We start from the raw sequence: 21,568 nt of genomic DNA, 5'->3' as shown, positions 1-21,568 counted from the left end.
CTTCGACAATCAGAATGTGCCTCTCCCATATTGCCCCTCGATAGCACATCGCGATTTAAGCCACTCTGGTGCGCAGACCTCGATGTCGAATGCCTCCGAACCCACCTTGCCTTGCGGACCAATATAGGCTCGAATCCAAGTATCGAAGTTCGATACATCATCCGGCAGGCAGTTAATCGGCGTTCTTCCAGCTGCAGGGAATGCAGCGACTTGATTTCGGCTTTCATGATGTGATATTCAGATGTCCATTACCGATAGACATGCCACCCGGCGTGAGCTTCGATTCAAAGTCGTCCTGCATGCTGGTTGTGGAATACGAAATGTTCGGTTTCGCTGACGAGGGCGACAGATTCGAAAACCGTCCTATGATGCGACGAGTGACCCATCATCTCCAACCCAGATTATCCCAGGGATGCTGTAGAAATAAGTCATCAAATCCAGATCATTTTCATCGTGTGCGCCCTCCGGCCACTGGGAGCGGAGACTCTCAACAATTACCTCCGGCACATCGGACCAATGTGCCTCCTTATCGTAAATCGTATATCGCGGATTGGGATTTTCAGGCGACGCATAACAATCCGCCCCTGGAGCGACAAACTTAATTTTCCCATCTCGGAGCAATCTATCAATCACCCAGAAAAAAGCATTTTTATGCTCATCAAATGAGAATGTTGGATTCCAAGAGCCGATCGCACTGAACAGTCCAGAAACCCACAGCCCGAACGAGTCCCTGACGATCTCATCAACGTGCTCTACCGATTTCAATGCGAACCTCCACCTTTAACGAATTTTATCTCAGGATTATACGTAGTTCCTACTGCAGCTTTAGGTACATCAATGGTCCAGGCAGCGCCGGTTTGTCCCGATGAAGTTGAAAAATCTCTTAAAGCAAAATTTCCGTTGGGAGTATTCACGACGTACACGGTTCCTTTTCCTGGAATCGTTCTGGCAACAGGCAGCTTCGTTGTCCCAGTAAGCTCCATGAAAAACTGTTGAACTTGCGCGTCAGTGGCACCGGTGAACATTGCCGCGTTACCCGTGTTTGGCAACTCGGTAAACGTCGTGCCCCCAATGTTCAGTGTTCCGGGTACATTCGACGAGAAAAGGTTTGTGGTCTGTTGGATCGCAGACGGCGCGTTTATAGCACCAGATGCGCTATTAGAAACTGGATAATGTACATTCCCCCCAGAACTCCCCGCCGTGGCCGTTCCCGGCGAGGGCGACGCGCTTGCGCCATTGCCATACGGTTGCGTTCTTGCCGCATTGCCGGCCGCGTTCAAGTCGCCACTTGCAGTTTTGAGCGCACCGTTTCCAACCGCGGCAACATCCGCCGATGTTGTTGCCGCATCAGTTCCGACTGCCGCTTTTCCGCCAAGACCCAGCGTCGCCAAGATAGGCGTCAGCAACTCCGCGTCAGGCCCGGCCGATGTTCCAGACTTATACGGCTTCTTCAACCCATCGAGCGAAACGTATCCCGGATCGCCAGACGACGCGAATGGCCCGCCGTTCGGAAGATTAACGATCGCGCCAGCGATGTTGACCATCCCGTTCCAGACACCGGCCTTGGCATCTGCCGTCATGACGATGGCTTGGGCGACCTTCTTCGATAACGATGAGAAAACGTCGTTTGACTGTTGGTTGCCCGAGTCGTTACCCGCATTGTAAAGCTGCACATTCGACGCCATCGACGCGCCCGCGCTACCGCCAACCAGCGCGCCGCCAACGGTTGCCGCCACGTTCGCAGCGATGTTGCCGACCAGCGACGAGCCGGTCGTATCGCCCATCGACTTGCTGATCTTCTCGGCCTGTCCGGCCAAGAGCGACGACGCGCCGGCACCCGCTGCGCCGCCGAACGCCGTGAGTGCACTGCCCCCACCGAGCCCGCCAATCAGTGCACCGCCCACGCCCTGCAATTCGGCCCGCGACGCCCCGCCTTCCATCCAGCCCTTGGCCTCGTTCAACGCGGCCTGCGCGCCGGCGAGGTCTCCGCTGTCATACGCCGCTTGGGCCGTTTTCAGCGCCGCATCTCGCTTGTTGTCCGCATACAGGCCAATGGCCTGCGACACCGTCTGCCCGGCCGCCTGCGCCGCATTCATCGTATCGGCCTGCTGCGACAGCGTTTTCTGAACGTCGGGCGTCTTCGAAACGGTCCCGTTCAGATTCGTCGTGTCGCGGTTCAGGCTCGCGACGTCCTGCGTCTGCTCGCCCGGCTTCGTGATGTTGATCGTGCCGGCGCTTACCGCGCTCTTCGTCGTCGCGCTCTGATCGCCGCTGTCGTTCTGGAACACCATCGGCGTGACGCCGCCCGCGCCCGACACCGACGACGGACCGACCGCCTTGGTGCTCACCCCGACCGACGCGCCTGCGCTGAAGCCCGCGCTGTTCGCGCTGTAGTGCGAGTGGTTCTCGATGTCGCTCGTCGTCAACGTGCCAGTCGTCAGGCTGTTCTTCGACGCATCGGCCGTGCTGCCGATGTACGCACCCTTCAGGTCGGTGTTGCCCTTCACGGTCACATCGAACCCGCCCGAGCCGGCCTGGATGCCCGCCTGTTCGTTCACGCCCGCATAGTTGCCGTCCGCATGGCCGTTCTGCGCACTGAAGCTCGCTCCGCCGCCGGTCTGGCTGATCGAGAAGCCGCCGCCCACGCTCGACTGATGCGCGGCGCTCACGGTCGTATCCTGAACGCTCGCCACGTTCAGGTTGCCGCCCACATCAGCCACAACCTTGTTCGCGTTCACGTTCGCGCCGATCACGTTCGTGTCGCCGCCGCTCACGATGGTCGCGGTCTGGCTGGCGTTGATGTGCGTGTTGTTCTGGATCGCCGCATCCGAATTGCCGTCGCCGTGCGCACGCTGCATCGACGCGGACACGCCGATGCCGTTCGTACCGATCGATACGCCGACGCTCGACCCCGACGACGAGTTCGAACTCTGCGTCTTGTCCGTATCGGTCGTGTTGACGAGATTGACCTGGTTGTTCGCGACCAACGCCACGTTGGCCGCGTTCACGTTCGAGCCCGCGATCGTGATGTTGCCGTCCTTCGGCGTACCGTTGCCCGTCGCGATCAGCTTCGCATTGCCGCCCGCATTGATGCTGGAACCGCGCTGAATCGTCTGGTCTTCGGACGACTGCATCGAACTATGGCTCGAACCGACGCTGACCTGCACGCCGATGCTCGGAGCCTGCGGCCCCTTCGCGCCGTCCAGCAGGGCCTTGGCCCCCATACCGCCGAATGCCACGTCGCCGGCCGCCGCGATGCTATGCAGCGCCGACGCGCGACCGTTGCTGTCCTTCGCGGATTCGCGCGCGGCCTGCGTCTCGCTGATCGCATTGTTGATCGCATCGCCCACCGAGCCCGACAGGCCGACCGTCAGCCCGCTCTTGCTCGTCTGCTGCTGTTGCGCCTGATGCGAAGTATCGGTGGCCGAATCGATCACGATGTTCGCGGCCGTGCCGGTCACGTCCTTGCCTGCGACCAGATCGCTGCCTTTCACGTGCAACGTATTGCCCGCGTTGACCGACAGATTGCCGTCCACCGACCCGACCGTGCTGGCGTTGTTCGTCACGCTGGACGATTGATTCTGCTGCGCGAGCTTGCTGTTGCCGACCGAGAACGACAGGCCGCCGCCCGACATCAGGCCCGAGTGCTGTTCCTGATAGGTGGTCGACGACTGGCTGGTGTCCTGCGACGTCGTGATGTTCACGTCGTGCGCCGCATTGAGCGTGACATCGTGCGTCCCGACGACCGTACTACCCTGGACGTTGATGTCCTTGCCGCTGCCGATCGACACGCCGTCCGCCGAAATCAGGCTGCCGTTCGCGACGGTGCTGGTCGCGTCCTGGCTGCTGGCGATCTTCGTACCGCTCACGACGCCGCTGCGGCTATGCGTCTCGCGTGAGTTGTACACATGCGTTTCGGTCGCGGCCCCGACGTTCACGTCGCCGGCCGCCAGCAGGTTCGCATCGCCTTTCTTCAGGTCGATCGTGCTGCCGATGACATTGATGTCCTTGCCCGACACCACATTGAGCGTATCGCCACCCTTGACGGTCGTGCCCGTCAGCGCCTGGTCCGACCCATGCCGGGTTTCCGCATAGCTGCGATTCCCTTGATCGCCCGAGCTATTGGCGTTGATGGTCGACGTGGTGCTCGCCGCCCCGAAGGTCACGTTGCCCTTGGCCGCAACCGTGCCGCCTTGACCGAAGTTGAGTTGCGCACCCTGCGCCGTCAGGTCGCCGCCCACACCGATGGCCGACTTGCCGCCGACGTTCACGGTGCTGCCGGTCGCGCTGTTGAGGTCCGTATCCGACACCCCGTTCGCGCGCTGCACGACCTTGTGTTCGCCGGTCTGCTGCGTGCCGAGATTCCAGTTCCCGCCGATATTGGCGTTCAGGTTCCCGCCGACGTTCAGGTTGCCCGCGTTCTGCTGGAAGTCGCCGCCGGTCTTGATCGACGCGTCGCCGGCCACGTTCAGGTTGGCCGCCGGCCCGAGCGTCGTCTTGTCGCTCGTCGCGCCGTCGCGGCTGACCAGGTGCGTCGTCTGCGTCGCGGTATCCAGAATCAGCTTGTTGCCTGCATTCAGGTCGAGGCTGCCGGCCTTCACGTTGGCCGAGGTGAGATCCACGTTGCCCGTCGTGTCGAGCGACATCAGCCCGCCGCTTTGCAGCGCACCGAACGCGTTGTCGATCTGCTTGCCCTGAAGCGCGAGCGTCGTATCCGCCTTCACGGTGCCGCTGTTCGTGAAGACCTGCGTGTTCTTCAAATCGATATTGCCGGCCGTAATCAGCGGACCGTTCGCGTTTTGCTGGTCCGCCTTCGCCAGATACACGACCGGTACCAATACCTGCTGGCCGCCGACCGTCTCGGTCTGCATGATGATCACGTTCGTCGTGAGCGCGGCCACCTGCTGCGCCGACAGGCTCATGCCGAGCGGCAAGTTCAGCGACTTCGACAACTCAGCGCCCGCGAGCATCAGCGACTGATACATGCCCTGAAGGTCCGTATACGGCCCCAATACCGCCTTGCCCGTCAGTTGCGTGACCTGGTTGCGCACGAGCTGCTGCTCGTAGAACCCGTCACCAAGGCGCTTTTCGGTCGTCAGCGGATTCACGCCGATCTGGTTCAGGTAATAGTCGCTCGACAGGAAATTGTTCATCCGCGTGAACGCGGGGTTCGTCTCGATCAGGTACGTCGGGTTCGGAGCCGGGTTCGGCCGGTACAGCCCGCCTTGCGGAATCGTCAGGTTGTTCAGCACGTTCACGGCGGTCGCGCTCGCGATGACCGGATCGACCCAGGTGGGCGTACCGCCCTTGATCGCGGCGGCTCCCGATTGCGTGCCGCTCGCGTTGCCGCTGACCGTCCCGATCGTCAGCCCCGGCACGGCTTGACCGGGCAGCAGGCCGAGCGACGGAATGGTCGCGTTGGCCGCCGTGTTGTTCACGCTCACGCCGTTGCCCGAGATCGTGCCGTTCGCGCCCCACGTCGAGCGATAGTCGGGCAAGCTGTATTGCCGCACGTCGGCCGGCGCTGCCTGCGTATATCCGCCCGGCCCGCCGACGAACGGCTTGTCGCCGAACGGCAAGGTCCAGTTGTGCTCCGTGTTGTCGTAGTTGTTGTAGTGGTAATAGCCGGAATACGCGACCGTCACGCCCGGTGCTTGCTGGCCCGTCGCGCCCCAGCCGTCCATGTCGAGGCTCCCGGGCTGCTTGATGTTGCCGGCCGCCGTCACGCTGCTCCAGTAGTTCTGGAACGTCTTGACCGCCGATGCGTCGAGATCGCCGCCCGACGCGATCTGCGCGCCCGGGCTCAGCTTCGTCACCGTGTTGGCAACCGCTTTGCCCTCGTAGGTCGTGTACTGATAGCCGCTGTTCCACTGGCCGCCGTTCGGCGGTACCGTGAAGACGCCGCCCGGCTGCGCCTTGAGCGCGGCGATGATCGGCGCGGGATCGTAGCTGGGATCGTTCGGGTCGTGAAAGATGTTGACCCAGTGAACGTCTTGACCGCTACAGGCTGCCATGAAATAAGCGGCGCACCCCGACATGCTGATGCCGAGTTGTTGCAGTAGTGCCGGATCGACCTGACTCGTGTTGCCCGAGGTCTGCATCACGCGCCGGGTATTCGTGACCTTGTCGGCATGCAACGCCATCGAAGCGCCCGATTGGATCGCTGCCGACGAATTGTTGATCAACGCCGCGTTCGTGTAGTTGCCGTTCGCATCCTTGCCGCCCGCCAAAGCCACTTTGCCGAGCCCGAAGATCGTCGTGGTCGGCATCGAATCGCCCAACGTCGTGTCGTCGCGGTTCTCGATGTCGCGCGCGAGAATTTCCAGCAGACCCGACGTATCCGATGCGCCGATCAGCGCGACCGGGCCGAGGTTCGACACCGTGCCGCCGGCCTGAATCGCGACGCTGCCGCCGACCATCGCGCCATAGTTCGTCAGGTCGCCCGAATGCGTACTCAGCAGGCTACCGGCCGTGATCGCCCCCGTGTTGACGATGTTGCCGGCGTTGACCGTCAGGTTGTTGACCGATTGCAGGTTCGCGCTGTTCGTGAACGTGCCCGGCAACGTGAAGGTCAGGTCGTGACCGATGTTGAACTGCGTTTGCGGCGTGGTCGTGAAGTCGCCTTGCAGGTTGATCGTCGCGTCGTGCGCCGCACTGTATGCGCCGCCGCCAAGCAACGTCGAGGCCGCCACCTTCAGGTCGCGTGTCGAGCTGATCGAACCACTGGCGTTCGAGATCGCGCCCGTCGTCGTGACATCCACGTCGCCGGTCGAGTTCGCGACGTTGCCCAATTGCCCGCCGGAATTGTCGACCGTATCGCCTTTGACGTGGAGCGACCCGCCCATCAACTGGGCGCCCTGCGTGTTCGAGATCGAACGCGCGCCGATCGTCACATCGCCTTGCCCCGTCATCTGGCCCATGCCGGTGACGCCGCCCGCATGGCTGTTCACGATCTGGCTGCCGCCTTGCACGTTCATCGCGCCGTTGCCGAAGTCGTGCACCGCGCCATCGGTGTTGTCGATCGACGCGGCCTGAATCGACAGCGTGCTCGTGTCGCCCGCCGTGCCCGCCTCGATGTGCCCTTGCTGGTTCGACAGCGCCCCGTTACTGATGATCGACAGCGCCGCGTTCGAGCGCATCAGGCCCTGAGCGTTGTTCATCGCGCCGGCGATCGTGGCCGCCAGACCCAGTTTCGCCGCGATGACGCCGCTACCGTTGTCCAGACTGCCGGCCTTCACGATGGCCTGCCCGTTGGTACCGATCGTGCCGCCGATATTTTGCAAAGCCCCCGTGCCATTGCCGGGCGTAAGCGTCAGTGTGCCGGTTCCGCCGTGCGTGATGGTGCCCTTGGAGTTGTCCAGGCTGGCCGGCGCGAGCGTCAGGTCCGTGCTGTTGGTCTGGATGACGCCGCCGTTCGAATTGTCGAGCGTGCCGGAAATGGCGAGCGTGGTCGGCCCGCTCTGCCATTGCGAAATGCGGCCACCCTGGTTTTTCAGGTTCGCGGCCGTCAGCGAAAGCTGATTGCCTTCGATGTCGCCGGCCTGGCTGTTATCGATCAGGCCGGCAACGTTGGCCGTCAGGCTCGGAGAGACGACCTTGCCGCCGAGGTTCGACAGCGAGCCGCTACGAATCGTCGTCGTGGCCGTTTTCGAACCGAGTTCACCACCGTCGTTGACCAGCGCACCGCCTGCGGTCACGTCGACATTGGCGTTCGACGTGAGCTTGCCGCTCATATTCGTGATCGAGTCGGCCGCATCGACGCTCAGGCCCGTCTGGCCGGACACCGAACCGGCCGAGTTATCGATCGTCGTGCCTTGCAGGACGGTTCGGCCGTTGCTGGCGACGGAGCCCGCTTTGTTGCTGAGCGTACCCGAAGCGTTGCCAACCGTCAGCGTGCCCGTGCCGACGTGCGTGATCGTGCCGCCGTTGTCGTTGATCAGGGCAGCGGGCGTGAGCGACAGATCCGTGCTGCGCGTCTGGATCAGGCCGTTGTTCGAGTTGTCGAGCGTGTCGGTAATCGCAACCGTCATCGGGCCAGTGCCGGTCTGCGTGACCGTCCCGCCGTGGTTCAGCAAAGTCGAACCAGTCAGCGAAACCTGGGTGGCATTGACGCTACCGAGGCTGTTGTCGAGCGTCGCGCCGTTCAACACGGTGCTTTGGCCCTCAACCCGGCCGTTGACGTTCGCAAAATGATTGCCGGCGTCGACCGTCGCGGTCTGCCCGGCGTGCAGGATACCGTTACCGTTGTCGACGCTCTGGCCGATCACGTGCAGGTTCGCGTCGGCCGATATCGAGCCGCTGTTCGTGACCGTGTTGCCCTGTACGGTCACATCACCCTTGCCGCCGATGACGCCGCCCGGATCGCCGCTCACGTTCGCGCCGGCCGCGTTGGTGAGTGCACCGGTTGCCGTCACCGACAGGCCGTCCGCATTCAGGGAAATCAGCCGGCCGGCACTATTATCGATCGATGCGCCAGCAATCGTTTGCTTACCCGCGCTCTGAATCAGCCCGGCATTGTTCTGGATCGCACTCCCGTGAACGTCGGCTGTGCTTTGGGAACTCAGCATGCCGTTCTGGTTCGACACGGTGCCGGCCATCTGCACCGACAGCGGGCCTTGCGAATTGGCACGGCCACCCTGGTTCGACAGGTTGCCGCCGCCGAGCGTCATGCCCGCGCCGCTGGACAGATTACCCCGGTCGTTGATGACCGTGCCGCTCGCCTGCGCGTTCACGGAGCTCTTGGCGCTGGCGGTCGAGCCGGTCAGGTTCACATCGCCCGCCGTCGCCGTCAACGCGAGGTTGCCGTTGGCGGCTGTCGCGCTGTTCGACAGATCGACGCCGCTGCCGGTCAACGTCGCGTTGCCGGCCGCGCTGTTGGTTCCCGTCGCGGTCAACTGGCCGCTGCTCGTGACGCTCAGATCGCCACTCGTGCCGACCGTGCTGTCGGCGTTAATGCCCGCGCCAAGGGTGCCCATCGAGTTGAGGCTACCGACGTTGGCGGTCAAATTCTGCTGCGCGGTCAACGCGCCGCTGTTGGTCAGGTCCGCGCCCGTGTTGATCGTGACCGACTGTTTGCCATACGTGACGCCGCTGTTCTGGATGCCGCCCGCGGCCGACAGCGACATGTTGCCGGCCGCATTGGTCTGTCCTGACAGCACGAGACGACCGTTCGCTTGCAGCGTCAGATCGCCCGCCTGAGCCGCGATGTCGCCCGCGTTCGCAACACCAACCCCATTCTCGGAGGACACGAGAAAGACTCTGTTCGCATACATACCACCGAGCTGGCTGACATCGATCGCGATGGTGGGCGCGGGGCCGTTGCCCGCGATCGGCGTAGCGTTCAGGGTGGGATAGTCGACCTGGTTCGATCCAGCGACGACGTTTAGCGCGGTCTTCGCATAAGCCTTCGCGTTGATCTGCACGGCGCGAGCCAACAAGTCGACCTGATCGACATTAGCCGTGTCGAGCCCCGCGCCGACAACTGAAATCAAGCCCTGGTTGACGTTGAAACCCGTGAGCGAGCCGTCAGGCCCGAAGTTCGGATTGCCGGTTGTCAGCGTGGCTCTGCTCGTATTCAGGAAGCCGCCGCCGTCCACGACCAAGCCAGACTGATTCGCGATCACGAGCTGTGCGGCTGCGCCTCCAATCTCGACTTTGCCGCGAATAAAGCTCGGGTTGTTGCTGTTGACCTGGTTGACGATCAGACGCGCCGCGTCGCCGGCCTGGAAATTCGGGTTGCCGCCGATAATGCCGCCCAGTTGGGTCTGGACGTTAATCGGGGAGTTGTTGAGGATAACGCCGGACTTGGGTACGTCGAACTGGTTATAGGTATTCATCGACACGCCCGACGAGCCGGGGCGGTTGATGTTCACCTGTTGGATGCCGTTTGGGGCATTGATCACAGACGGGGCGTGTGCGCCGCCCGCAACAACCTGGGCATTGGCCCATATCGGCATCACGCCGGCCACAACCAGTACCGCGAGTGCCACATGACGAAGCGCGAACCTTGCGAATGCGTACGGCAAGCGAATGGCAACACCAACTTCGCCACGTCCTGCGTTACCTGATGCACTTGCGGTTTCTTCCACCGCAACCAACATACCCCGCACGCGGCTGAATACCAGCCGATATTGGTTTTTATTCATGATCCTGGTCTACTCGCGATTCGTCTGATCCGCTCTCACGGATCACGAACATCGCACGAAACCTGATCGAGCAGGGTCAACAATTGTTAACCGCAGTCAATATGTGACGAGTACCAGTGCTCATGGAATCTCTTTCGTATCCGTACCAGCACTCAGTATGTCGACCGACAATCGCGATTCGAAGACCAGTCGCTCTATTCTGTCAGTCGCAAAGAGGAATGGCATGGGTTACAACAGTATTTTCATCAACGCTCACTCAATATCTCAAAATATCGTCGCGGAATGACGAGGCCCAATATGCGCTGCATATGCGAGATACTTTTAAACTTATGCTGCCTCGATGGCGGCCAGGGACAACCACTGCGCGGTTGAATTTCCGCGCCGCCTCGCTTCCGTCGGAGATCACTGGAATCCCTCGCTCCACACGGCCACGCTGATCCGCGTGGCCGATGCATGGTCAGTGGTGAATTCCAAAGTGGACAGTACGAGCAGGATCAACCATCGCAACGCATCGGCACGATGCCCCGAGGCATCGCCGATGCACGCGCTGCCAGTACCTCACACCACCGGATCGACCGGCACAACCGGCACCCCACGCGCCTCGATATCGCGCCCCGCAAGCAGGCACAGATCCTCGCGATGATGCGTCGCGACCACCTGCACGCCCACCGGCACGCCACTCACGATCGACGTCGTAACAGCCAGCCCCGGCAGCCCCATCGCGGGCAGCGCGCGCAACGTGAGCTGCGCCTCCCACACGCGCTCGAACCCGTCCGGCCCTTGCCGGTCGAGATCGTCGGGGAACGGCAGCTCCGCTGAAACAGGCAGCAGCAATACCGCATACTCATCGAGAAACAGCCGCCACTCTCGCGTCAACGTCGTGCGTCGAACCAGCGCGCGGCTGATCACGTCGGCCGGCAGATCCCGCACTTTGCCGCGCACGGCGGCGATCACTGCGGCCGCCCCCGGATCGCCGTCTCTCTCCACCGCATTCGCCAGCGCGTCGAATCCGTCGCCGAGCCACAGCTGCTCCTGCAGCAGCGCCGCCTCGCGCATCGGCGGCGTATCGTCGATCTCGTCGACGGTCCAGCCGGCATCGACGAGCCGGCGCGCGGCATCGCGCAACGCGGCCTCCACTTCGGGCACGACTTCCAGGCCGCGCGGCCTCACGCACAGCGCCGCGCGCTTCGGCACCTCGCGCCCGTCGAACGGCACCGCGACGTGCCACGGATCGCGCGGGTCCGGCGCGGAGAACGCGCGCAACGCGAGCGACAGATCGTCGACCGTGCGCGCGATCGGCCCGGCCGTCGACATCAGTTGCGCGCCGATCGCGCGCTCGGGCGACGACGCGTTGAACGCCGGCACGCGCCCCAGCGACGGCCGGATCCCGTGTACGCCGCACGCATAGGCCGGGTAGCGCACCGAGCCGCCGATATCGGTGCCGACCGCGAGCGGGCCGATCCCGGCAGCTACGGCCGCCGCCGCGCCGCCGCTCGATCCACCCGGCGTCAGCGACGCATTGCGCGGATTGCGCGTGTGGCCGTGCACGCGATTCGACGTGAACCAGCGCAACGCGAACGTCGGGGAATTGGTGCGGCCGAGCAGCACCCCGCCCGCCTTGCGGATGTTCGCGACCACCGGGCTGTCGGCTTGCGCGATCAGGTTGTCCTGCAGGCGCGTGCCGTTGGTCGTCGCAAAGCCGGCCTGATCGACGTTGATCTTCACGGTGACGGGCACGCCCGCGAGCGGCCCCGGATCGTCGCCGCGCGCGATTGCACGATCGACTTCGTCGGCCTGCCGCCGCACGTCGTCGGGGCGATGCTCGACCACCGCGTTGATCGCCGGATTCACGGCGTCGAGCCGATCGAGCACGGATTGCGCCACTTCGCGCGCGGACACGTCACGCTGCCGCACACGTTTCGCAAGTTCGGTTGCCGACAGTTGCCAGAGTTCGGTCATGGCTTCTCCTGATGAAAAGACATCACAATCGCTTACGGCGCCGCGCGTCCTCACGAACGCGCGGCGCCGCATCCGCTCACTGCGTATCCTGCTTCGCGCGCTCGGCAGCCGCGATGATCGCGTCGGCCACGGCCTTCGGCTGGCTCAGCATCGCGACATGGCTGGCGTTCACGCGCGCGACCGTCGCGCCGATCCGCTTCGCCATCGCTTCCTGCAGCGCCGGATCGATCATCCGGTCCTGCGTCGCGACGACGAACGTCGACGGCTTCGCATGCCACGCGGCCTGCGCGACCTTCTCCGAGATGCACCCGCTATACCACGGCCCCTGAGTGGCCGCAACGATGCGCTGCTGCGCGGGCGGCAAATCCGGCGCGAAATCCTGCGCGATCGCCTTGTCCGACAGCCGGGCGAACCCGCCCGCATCCTTGCGCAGTTCGCCGGCCCATGACGGTGCCGGCAGGCCCTGCGTGACGTCGGCGATCGACTGGCCGTTGTCGGGCGCGAACGCCGCGACGTACACGAGCGACTTCACCTTGTCGTCGTTGCCCGCGTCGCTGATCACGACGCCGGCCCACGAATGGCCGACCAGCACGACCGGCCCCTTCTGCTCATCGATCGTGCGCTTTGCCGCAGCGGTATCGTCGGCGAGCGAGCTCAGCGGGTTCTGCACCGACACCACGTGCAGCCCGCGCGCCTCGAGCAGCGGAATCACGCGGTTCCAGCTCGACCCGTCGGCGAACGCGCCGTGCACGAGCACGACGTTGGTCCCCTTCAGGTCTTCCTTCGGCGCGGCCTGCGCCGCCACCGCACCGAACAGTCCGCCGATTACCGCGGCGGATACGAGAACGCGTTTCATCAAACCGGCCATCGTCATGCTCCTATTCTTGTCGTGTCGTCGAAGTGAAATGCTGCGTGAGCGGCTGCGCCTGCATGCGGCAGGCGCGGCACCGGATCACGAATGGGCGTACAGGTCGTCGGCTGCATTGCGTGCGGCACGCGATTGCGCGGCATCGCGATGGCCGGCCGACGTCGACGCATCGGCGACGCTGTCGCCTTGCGACTTCGACGGGCCGTTCTGGTCGGAACGCGCGACCTGCTCGGCGGCCGCGACGGCGTTCTCCGCGGCAGCGATGTCGTCCGGGTAATGCGCTTCGCTGCCGGCCGGGTTGTAGCCGGCCTTCTCGAGACGGATGAGATCGGCGCGCACTTCGGCGCGCGTGAGGCCGTGGCCGGTATCGGCGAACGACAGGGCAGGCGCGACGGCGAGGACGGCAACGGCGAGGATTCGAGCGGCTTTCATGAGATTTCTCCTTGAAGGAAGTTGGGGTGTCGATCACTTGTCATCCGGTGTGAACGTCTGGCACCGAACGTTTTCTGCATGTCGACAGTAGAACCCGCGCACGTATCCGGCATGTTTCCGAAACCGGGCTTTCTGCATGCCAGTTTTTCAGGAACGGCCGCGGATACAGTGCGATACAAACTCGCTTGCCGATTCGGTTCGATTCGGTTCGATTCGGTTCGATTCGGTTCGATTCGGTTCGTCTAACCCCGCGCACCACGAAAAAAGGCGTGCCTCGCAAGGCACGCCTTTCGATCCACTTCACGCCGCCGTGTCACATCACGGCGCGAGCCGCGTAAACACGTAATCGTGGTTCTTGACCCGCGCCTGATGGCACGCAAAGCACGTCTGATGCTGTCCGATGTCGGCCGGCACGCCGTTGATGAAGCGCCCGAACCCCCAGCCGCCCGTCGATGCGTAACGACGCGAATCCTTCACCATCACCTGCACGGTCGTCGCCTGCCCGGGCACCGTCGCGGGCGCGAACTCGTCGGACTGCTTGCGCTTGTACGCGAGCTTCACGAGGATCGTGCCGTCCGGGAACGGCAGCGTCGCTCGCTCGAGCGCGCGGATCGCGACCGGGTTGCCGAGCACCACGCGCAGTTCGTTGAGCGGCGCGGCCTCTTCGGCCGGCGCAACCATTTCCCACTTCCGGTAGCCCGGCGGGATCGTCACGCCGTAGATCGGCGACGCGGCCGCGGCCGGCTTCGGCTGCTCCGCGAACGCGGCCGGGCCGCTCGCCGACCACGCACCGGCCAGCAGCGCGCCCGCGACGAGCACACGGCGTGCACCGCGCCGCCACACCCCCACGCGGGCCCGCATCACAGATGCTCCACTTGCAGGATCGCATCGGCGAATGCCTGCGGCGCTTCCTGCGGCAGGTTGTGGCCGATGCCGCCGGTGATCGTGCGGTGCTGGTACTTGCCGGTGAACTTCTTCGCGTAGGCGGCCGGCTCCGGATGCGGCGCGCCGTTCGCGTCGCCTTCCATCGTGATCGTCGGGACGGCGATCGCGGGCCCGGCCGCGAGACGCCGCTCGATGTCGTCGTATTGCGCTTCGCCCTTCGCGAGCCCGAGACGCCAGCGATAGTTGTGGATCACGACAGCCACGTGGTCGGGATTCCGGAACGACGCGGCCGAGCGCGCATACGTCTCGTCGGAGAACTGCCACTTCGGCGACGCAAGTTGCCAGATCAGCTTGTTGAACGCATCGCGGTTCTGCGCGTAGCCGAGTTCGCCGCGCTCGGTCGTGAAGTAGAACTGATACCACCACTGGAGTTCGGCCTGCGGCGGCAGCGGCTTGGCATTCGCCGCCTGGCTGCCGATCAGGTAGCCGCTCACCGACACCAGCGCCTTCACGCGCTGCGGCCACAGCGCCGCGATGACGTCGGCCGTGCGAGCACCCCAGTCGTAGCCGCCGAACACCGCGCGGTCGATCTTCAACGCATCCATCAGCGCGACGATGTCGACGGCCGTCACCGCCTGCTGGCCGTTGCGCACCGTGTCGGCCGAGCGGAACGTCGTCGAGCCGTAGCCGCGCAGGTACGGCACGATCACGCGATAGCCGGCCGCGACGAGCAGCGGCGCGACTTCCGCATAGCTGTAGATGTCGTACGGCCAGCCGTGCAGCAGGAACACGGCCGGGCCGTTCTTCGGGCCGAGATCCGCGTACCCGACGTTGAGCACGCCCGCGTCGATCTGGTGGATCGTGCCCAGCGACGCGACGCCGGCCGGGCGCTTCGTCGCAGAGGCATCGGGCGCCGACTGCGCCTGCGCGAGCGCGCTGAAGCCAAGGTCGGCCAGGCTCAGGCTCGCCAGCGTCGAGCCCAGGATCAGGCGGCGGCGGGTGTTCACGGTATCAGGCATGATTCGTTCTCCAGTGTCGATCGCTAAGGAAGGGCCCGCGGCACGTGCGGGCAATCGGGTGTCGCCGTTCGCAGCGGCAGCGCGTGGCACCGCGCCGTCGCGTGAATCGCTTCACCGGTTTTATATCCGAACCATCCGGCGGCTTTGTATCTCAACGTATCTGTGTGCGAATACGACACACAGCGATTCAAAAATCGCGAGAAAAACGACGCTTCGGAGCAACCGCGCGGCGCTCGCGGCCCCGTGCGCCGGTGCGTCAGAACAGCCCGGCGATCGCGGGCACGCTGAGCACCGCGACGTAATAGCCCCATGCGAAGCGATGCAAGCGGTTGCGTAGAAACGAACACGGGCCGCGCAACAGGCCGGCCCGTGTTCGCCCTGCAACCCCGCTTACACGCGCCGCAACGGCCGGAACCCGGCACGCACTTCACGCGCGAACAATTCCGGCTCCTCCCATGCCGCGAAGTGCCCCCCCTTGTCGACTTCGTTGAAGTAGATCAGGTTGTGATAGCTGCGCTCGGCCCAGCTGCGCGGCGCCTGGTAGATTTCACCCGGAAACACCGTGATCGCGGCCGGCAGCGAGATATCCACGGCATTGAAGTTGTTGGAGTGGTCCTCCCAGTAGATCTGCGCGGCCGACGTCGCGGTGTTCGTCAGCCAGTACAACGAAATGTCGTCGAGGATCTCGTCGCGCGGAATCGAGCGTTCGGGCACGCCGCCGCTGTACGTCCACTGCGAGATCTTGTCGTACATCCACGCAGCCTGCCCTGACGGCGAATCCGCCAGCGCATAGCCGACCGTCTGCGGCCGCGTGACCATCATCGCCGAATAGCCGCAGTTGTCGCGATAGAACGTCGCGAGCTTCTCGTACGCGGCCTTCTCCTTCGGCGACAGCGAAGCCGGTGCGGGCGCATCGGTCGCGAGCAGCGTCGCGATATCCGGCGGCACCGTCGCCGGCATGTTCACGTGAATCCCGGCCAGACCCTGCACGCGCTGCATCGCCATCCGGTGCGAGATCACCGAGCCGCAGTCGCCGCCCTGCGACACGAAGCGCGTATAGCCGAGCCGTGCCATCAGCTCGCCCCACGCACGCGCGATGTGGTCGGAACCCCAGCCGGTCTGCGTCGGCCGGCCCGAGAAGCCGAAGCCCGGCAGCGACGGCACGACGACGTGGAACGCATCGTCCGCGCTCGCGCCGTGCGCGGTCGGGTCGGTCAGCGGACCGATCGCCTTGAGCAACTCGAAGATCGAGCCGGGCCAGCCGTGCGTCATGATCATCGGCATCGCGTTCTCGTGCCGCGACCGCACGTGAATGAAATGAATGTCGAGCCCGTCGATTTCCGTGATGAACATCGGGAACCCGTTCAGGCGCGCCTCGCCCTTGCGCCAGTCGTAGTCGGTGCCCCAGTAGCGCAGCAGCGCCTGCATGCGCGCGAGCCGCACGCCCTGCGATTCGTCGGCGACGGTCTCGCGGCCCGGCCAGCGCGTCGCCGCGATACGACGGCGCAAGTCGGCCACGGCTTCATCGGGAATGTGCGCGGTGAACGGGCGTATGTCGCTCGCGCCGGTGGCCGCATGCAGCGCGGTGGGCAGCATCGCCGACACCCCGGCGGCCACGGAAGTGGCCAGCAGGTGGCGACGCATCGGGGAAAACGGTGTGGAAGACATCGTTCGGCATCTCCTTTCGTGAAGTGGAAAGTGGACATGCCGTGCGCGGGAGCGCGCCCAGGCTTTCAATCCGGCGCGCCCTCGTCACGCGGCGTCGCCCATTTGAAAGGTGTGATGTATCCCGGATTTGTCTGATTTGTACGCGTTTGTAGCGGCTGTGCGGCGAACGGCCGCGCCTGTACGGCCGCTCGCCCGTGCGGCGCTCAGAGCGCCTTGACGATCGCGCCGTCGACGCGAATGTTCTGCCCGGTGATGTAGCCCGCGCCGTCGGACAGCAGGAATGCGACCGTCTTCGCGATCTCGCCGGTCTTGCCGAAACGGCCGGCCGGAATGCGCGCGACGATCTCCGGCGTTTCCGGCCAGCTGTCGATGAAGCCCGGCAGCACCGCGTTCATCCGGATGTTCTCGGCCGCATAGCGTTCCGCATACAGGCGCGTCCACGCGCTCAACGCCGCGCGCAACGCCGACGACACGGGCATCGGCTGCTCGGGCGCGTCCGCCGCGAAGCTCGAGATGTTCACCACCGCGCCGCCGCCCTGCTTCTGGAAGATCGGCGTCACGCGGCGCATCACGCGCACCACGTTCAGCAGGATCAGGTCGAGCCCCGCGTGCCAGTTGTCGTCGGTGATCGCCAGCAACTCGCCCTTCGGCGGGTGGCCGGTGTTGTTCACGACCGCGTCGATCCGCCCGTAGCGCGCGACCGTTTCCTGCACGAGCCGGTCGATATCGGCCTCTTCCGTCACCGAGCCCTGGATGCCGAAACCGCCCAGCTCCTCGCCGAGCGCCGCCGCGCTGCCCGACGGCGACATCAGTGCGACACGGTAGCCCGTCGCCGCCAGTTCGCGCGCGATCGCCGCGCCCATGCCCTTGCCCGCCGCCGTGATCAACGCCACTTTTTCTACAGTCACGATCCGCTCCTCGTTTCGATTGTGCCGCCGCGCAGCCGCCATTCGGCGCGCCATGGTGGTAATGTAGGCGCATCGATTCCGACTGTCGAACCAGTATTTCTGCCGACAGCCGATAGTTTTTCTACAGCCAGACGATGCCGCCACGCCCTTCCCGCCTGCCGCCGCTGAATGCGCTTCGCGCGTTCGAAGTGTCCGCGCGGCACCTCAATTTCCGCGCCGCCGCCGACGAGATCGGCGTCACGCAGGGCGCCGTCGCGCAGCAGGTGCGCCACCTCGAGGACGTGCTCGGCCTGAAGCTGTTCGAGCGCCTGCCGCGCGGCCTCGCGCTCACGCACGACGGCGCCGCGTATTTCTCCGACGTGCAGCGCGCGCTGCATGCGATCGCCGATGCGACCGACAAGCTCGTCAAGCGACGCGCGGCGCTCACGATCAGCACGACGCCGTCGTTCGCGTCGAAGTGGCTGATCCCGCGGCTCGCGCAGTTCACCGAAGCGCACCCCGACTACGACGTGCGCGTGATCGCCGACCCGCAGATCGCGACGTTCCGCCACGACGGCGTCGATCTCGCGATCCGCTACGGCAAGCCGCCGTTCGGCAAGCATCTCGCCACCCATGCGCTGTTTCCGCTCGACGTGTGCGCGGTATGCAGCCCGTCGGTGCTGAGCGCGCCGGCTTCGCCGCGCGCGCTCGCCGGTCAGGTGCTGCTGCACGACGCGCACGACCTGTGGCCCGAGTTCATCGCGGCGATGCCCGAACCGGTCGACGTCGATCCGCACAAGGGGCTGCGCTTCAACCAGACGTCGCTCGCGATCGACGCGGCCGTCGCCGGCCAGGGCATCGCGCTCGCGACGGAGCCGCTCGTCGAGCGCGACATCGCGGCCGGACGGCTGTGCAAGCCGTTCGACTTCGCGCTTCCGCTGTCGATGGGGTTCTATCTCGTGTATCCGGCCGAGCGCCGCGACGACGATGCGATCGCGGTGATGCGCGAGTGGATGATCGAGGCCGCGTCGGACGGGCGGCCGTGAGTGGCGCGCGCGCGCCAGGCCCGCGTCAGGGGGCGATCCAGCGGGCTGCGTAGCCGCTTTCGCTCAGGTCGAATACCGCTCGCCGATGGCCGGTGCGCGCGAGTTCGAGCCAGTCGATGCGCGTGACCGTCATGTGGATCAGGCAGAAGTTTTCGTAGCCGTCGCCGGAGGGGGCAGCGCTGTCGACATGCGCGGCCTCAGGCGACGCGACCGGCGTACCGGGCGGCAACGGCGCGCGATACAGCAGCAGCGTATGCGGACGGCTCGATTGCCAGATCGCGCGCCGTTGCGCTTCGTCGTCGCAGATCGTCGCCACGCCTTCCGCGCGAATCTGCACGAGCGCGTCGAGATCGTTGGTCACGATCGAGATACGCGGATCGCGACGCAACTCCGCGACCTTCTCCGAACGCACGTCGGTATGAAACGACAGCACACGGTCGGCGCGGCTCACCTGACGCAATACGATCGTCCGAACCTTCGGCGCACCGTCCAGGCCGAGCGTGGCCGCCTGCAGCATCGTGAACGGCGAGCGCTGCGGGCCGACGCCGGATTCGAGGCACGTCCACAGGCGGTCGTAGGTTTGCGCGAGCGTTTCTGAGGTCGAGTCGGACATGAGACGGCGGCGATCGTCGGTGTTTCGATCGCGCAAGCTTAACCGTTTGTGTCGGCGGCGGCTCGCATGTGACGCGAACCGCCGCCGTCGTGCCGGTCAGTTGTAGCCGAGCACGACCGGCGCCGCATCGCCGGCATCGGTCGGCGGCTCCGCGCCGAAGCGGCCGAGCACGTCGGCCACGTACTGCGGCCCGGCGCTGATCTGCGACGAGCGATGCGTCGCTGGCCGCTTGTCGCCGGCGCTCGCCGCTGCGCCCTTCGATGCCGTTTCGTTGACGGTGATGGTCATGTCGATGTCTCCTCACGCGGCCAGCGCCGCACCATACGCGCGCACGAGGCGTGCGACACCTTCCCGGATCGCATCGACGTCCGGCGCGGCGAACGACAGGCGCAGCGACGCTGCGTCGACGTTGTCCGCGAAGAACGCCTTGCCGGGCACGAACACGATCTTGTTGGCGATCGCCTGCGGCAGCAGCGCGTCCGACGATACCGCACCGAGCCTCGCCCATACGAACATTCCGCCCTCGGGACGATGGAATTCGATCGCGTCGCCGAACCCGTCGCGCAGCGCGTCGCACATCGCATCGCATTTGCGCCGGTATGCGGCCGTGATGCGCGGCAGATGGCGTTCGAGTGCGCCGTCCGCCAGGTATTCGGCGGCGGTGGCCTGCGTCCACGACGTGCTGCACAGATCGACCGTCTGCTTCGCGACCACGCAGCGCCGCGCGATCTCGTCCGGCGCGATCGTCCAGCCCACCCGCAGCCCCGGCGCGACGATCTTCGACAGGCTCGCGAAATGCACGAGCCAGTCACGTGCGCCGTCCACTTCGCCGGCCAGCGCGAGCATCGACGGCACGGCTTCGCCCGCGAAACGCAGGTCGCCGTACGGATCGTCCTCGACGATCAGGAAACGGTATCGCACCGCGAGACGCAGCAGCTTCAGCCGGCGTTCGCGCGTGAGCGTCGCGCCCGTCGGGTTCGCGAAGGTCGGGACCGTGTAGAGCAGCTTCGGCTGCACGATCGCACCGGACGCAAGCTGTTCGCCGAGACGATCGACGTCGAGACCTTCGCCGTCGACGGGAATCGTCACGATGCGCGCCTGTTGCAGCCGCATCGCCTGCAGCGTGGCCGGGTACGCCGGCTGTTCGGTCAGCACGACATCGCCGGGCGACACCATCACGCGCAGCAGCAGGTCGAGGCCCTGCTGCGAGCCGGTCGTGACAAGCAGTTCGGCCGGCGTGCACGCGACGCCGCGACGCGCCATCAGCGCGATCAATTGCTGCTTCAGTTCGGCGAGGCCGTCGGTCGGACCGTATTGCAGGCAGCGCACGGGCTGCGCGTATGCGCGTTCGGCGGCGGCGTTCAGGCCATCGACGTCGAACAGGTCGCTGGCCGGATAGCCGCCGGCGAACGAAATCATGCCCGGTTCGGACAGGTACTTGAACAACTCGCGGATCGGCGAGCCGGCAGGGTTTTGGAATGAGGGCGTGAACGCGTACATGTCGTCGTGAGCTGGAAGGCGCGGGCGGCCGGGATAGCCGTCGCGTGCCGGCCGCCAAGGCGCTTCTGACGCCGCGGCGGTGAATTCGAGCCACGATTGTCGATAGTCATTAAGGGCGCGGCAAACGATATCTATGCACTAGGTCTTGCGGTTTGGTCATTAAATGGGGGGAGGCGCGGCACGAACCGCCGATGCGATGCATGTTCGGGCGTGCCGCCGAGGTTACGCATTGCGTCGCATATCGTGCACGGCCGCTTCCGCCGCCTGGATCCCGGAAAGCATGGCCGTGGCTACGCCATACCCCGGGAAGGTCGTTTGTCCGCCGAGATAGAGGCCGCGCAGCCCTGCGCGATGCGGGAACAACTTGTCGGGCGTCGTGCCCGGCGCAATGCCGTAGAGCGCGCCTTCGTACAAATGCCGCCCGCGTGCGAAATCCTGCGGATCCGCGACGCGGACGCTTTCGATGCCGAGGCCCGGAAGATGCGCCTGTATCGCGTCGAGATAGTCGTCGACCGCAGCCTGCGTCACCGTTATCCGCTCGACCAT

Annotated in this window: 14 protein-coding genes; 1 reads left to right on the top strand and 13 read right to left on the bottom strand. The window is 65.1% G+C overall.

The features are described from left to right. Positions 1–363 precede the first annotated feature (363 nt). The 9 genes from HWX62_RS05760 to HWX62_RS05720 form a co-directional block, all read right to left on the bottom strand. A complete protein-coding gene (locus HWX62_RS05760; RefSeq protein WP_175932829.1) occupies positions 364–765 on the bottom strand; it encodes a hypothetical protein in 402 nt (133 codons plus the stop codon). Beyond that, positions 762–10,145, bottom strand: a complete 9,384-nt coding sequence (locus HWX62_RS05755; RefSeq protein WP_244135978.1) for a hemagglutinin repeat-containing protein — start codon at positions 10,143–10,145, stop codon at positions 762–764. The genes HWX62_RS05760 and HWX62_RS05755 overlap by 4 nt, the downstream gene beginning before the upstream one ends. A 558-nt stretch (positions 10,146–10,703) precedes the next feature. Continuing rightward, positions 10,704–12,104: an amidase family protein gene (locus HWX62_RS05750; RefSeq protein ID WP_175932886.1), complete on the bottom strand. Its 1,401-nt coding sequence runs from the start codon at positions 12,102–12,104 to the stop codon at positions 10,704–10,706. A 76-nt stretch (positions 12,105–12,180) separates the two neighbouring features. Beyond that, positions 12,181–12,972 carry an alpha/beta hydrolase gene (locus HWX62_RS05745; protein WP_175932887.1) on the bottom strand — a complete coding sequence of 264 codons (792 nt, stop codon included), beginning with the start codon at positions 12,970–12,972 and terminating at the stop codon, positions 12,181–12,183. A gap of 84 nt (positions 12,973–13,056) precedes the next feature. Then, a complete protein-coding gene (locus HWX62_RS05740; RefSeq protein WP_175932888.1) occupies positions 13,057–13,404 on the bottom strand; it encodes a DUF4148 domain-containing protein in 348 nt (115 codons plus the stop codon). A gap of 318 nt (positions 13,405–13,722) precedes the next feature. Beyond that, the gene (locus HWX62_RS05735) at positions 13,723–14,265 is read right to left on the bottom strand and encodes a cytochrome P460 family protein (protein ID WP_175932889.1); all 543 of its coding nucleotides are present in this window, start codon (positions 14,263–14,265) and stop codon (positions 13,723–13,725) included. Next, positions 14,265–15,308, bottom strand: coding sequence for an alpha/beta hydrolase (locus HWX62_RS05730; RefSeq protein ID WP_175932890.1), 1,044 nt, complete (start codon positions 15,306–15,308; stop codon positions 14,265–14,267). The genes HWX62_RS05735 and HWX62_RS05730 overlap by 1 nt, the downstream gene beginning before the upstream one ends. A gap of 390 nt (positions 15,309–15,698) precedes the next feature. Next, positions 15,699–16,976: an epoxide hydrolase gene (locus tag HWX62_RS05725; protein ID WP_175985104.1), complete on the bottom strand. Its 1,278-nt coding sequence runs from the start codon at positions 16,974–16,976 to the stop codon at positions 15,699–15,701. A gap of 203 nt (positions 16,977–17,179) precedes the next feature. Then, entirely contained in the window at positions 17,180–17,884 is a 705-nt protein-coding gene (locus HWX62_RS05720) for an SDR family oxidoreductase (protein WP_043205077.1), read from the bottom strand. Between the two features lie 134 nt (positions 17,885–18,018). On the opposite strand from HWX62_RS05720, the gene gcvA reads away from it, so the two are divergent. After that, the gene (gene gcvA / locus HWX62_RS05715; RefSeq protein WP_175932892.1) at positions 18,019–18,909 is read left to right on the top strand and encodes a transcriptional regulator GcvA; all 891 of its coding nucleotides are present in this window, start codon (positions 18,019–18,021) and stop codon (positions 18,907–18,909) included. A gap of 25 nt (positions 18,910–18,934) precedes the next feature. Here gcvA and HWX62_RS05710 read toward each other — a convergent pair whose 3' ends face one another. The 4 genes from HWX62_RS05710 to HWX62_RS05695 form a co-directional block, all read right to left on the bottom strand. After that, complete coding sequence (locus HWX62_RS05710; RefSeq protein WP_175932893.1) at positions 18,935–19,522, bottom strand: pyridoxamine 5'-phosphate oxidase family protein; 588 nt, start codon at positions 19,520–19,522, stop codon at positions 18,935–18,937. A gap of 96 nt (positions 19,523–19,618) precedes the next feature. Beyond that, entirely contained in the window at positions 19,619–19,810 is a 192-nt protein-coding gene (locus HWX62_RS05705; protein ID WP_175932894.1) for a hypothetical protein, read from the bottom strand. A gap of 12 nt (positions 19,811–19,822) precedes the next feature. Further along, positions 19,823–21,022: a PLP-dependent aminotransferase family protein gene (locus HWX62_RS05700; RefSeq protein ID WP_175932895.1), complete on the bottom strand. Its 1,200-nt coding sequence runs from the start codon at positions 21,020–21,022 to the stop codon at positions 19,823–19,825. Positions 21,023–21,244: 222 nt separating this feature from the next. After that, entirely contained in the window at positions 21,245–21,568 is a 324-nt protein-coding gene (locus tag HWX62_RS05695) for a hypothetical protein (RefSeq protein WP_175932896.1), read from the bottom strand.

Origin of the sequence: Burkholderia sp. BCC0506, assembly GCF_902833145.1 — a bacterium.
Taxonomy (GTDB): Bacteria; Pseudomonadota; Gammaproteobacteria; order Burkholderiales; family Burkholderiaceae; genus Burkholderia.
Note: the sequence above shows the minus strand (reverse complement) of the source record. Positions and strands in the feature narration are given on the sequence as shown.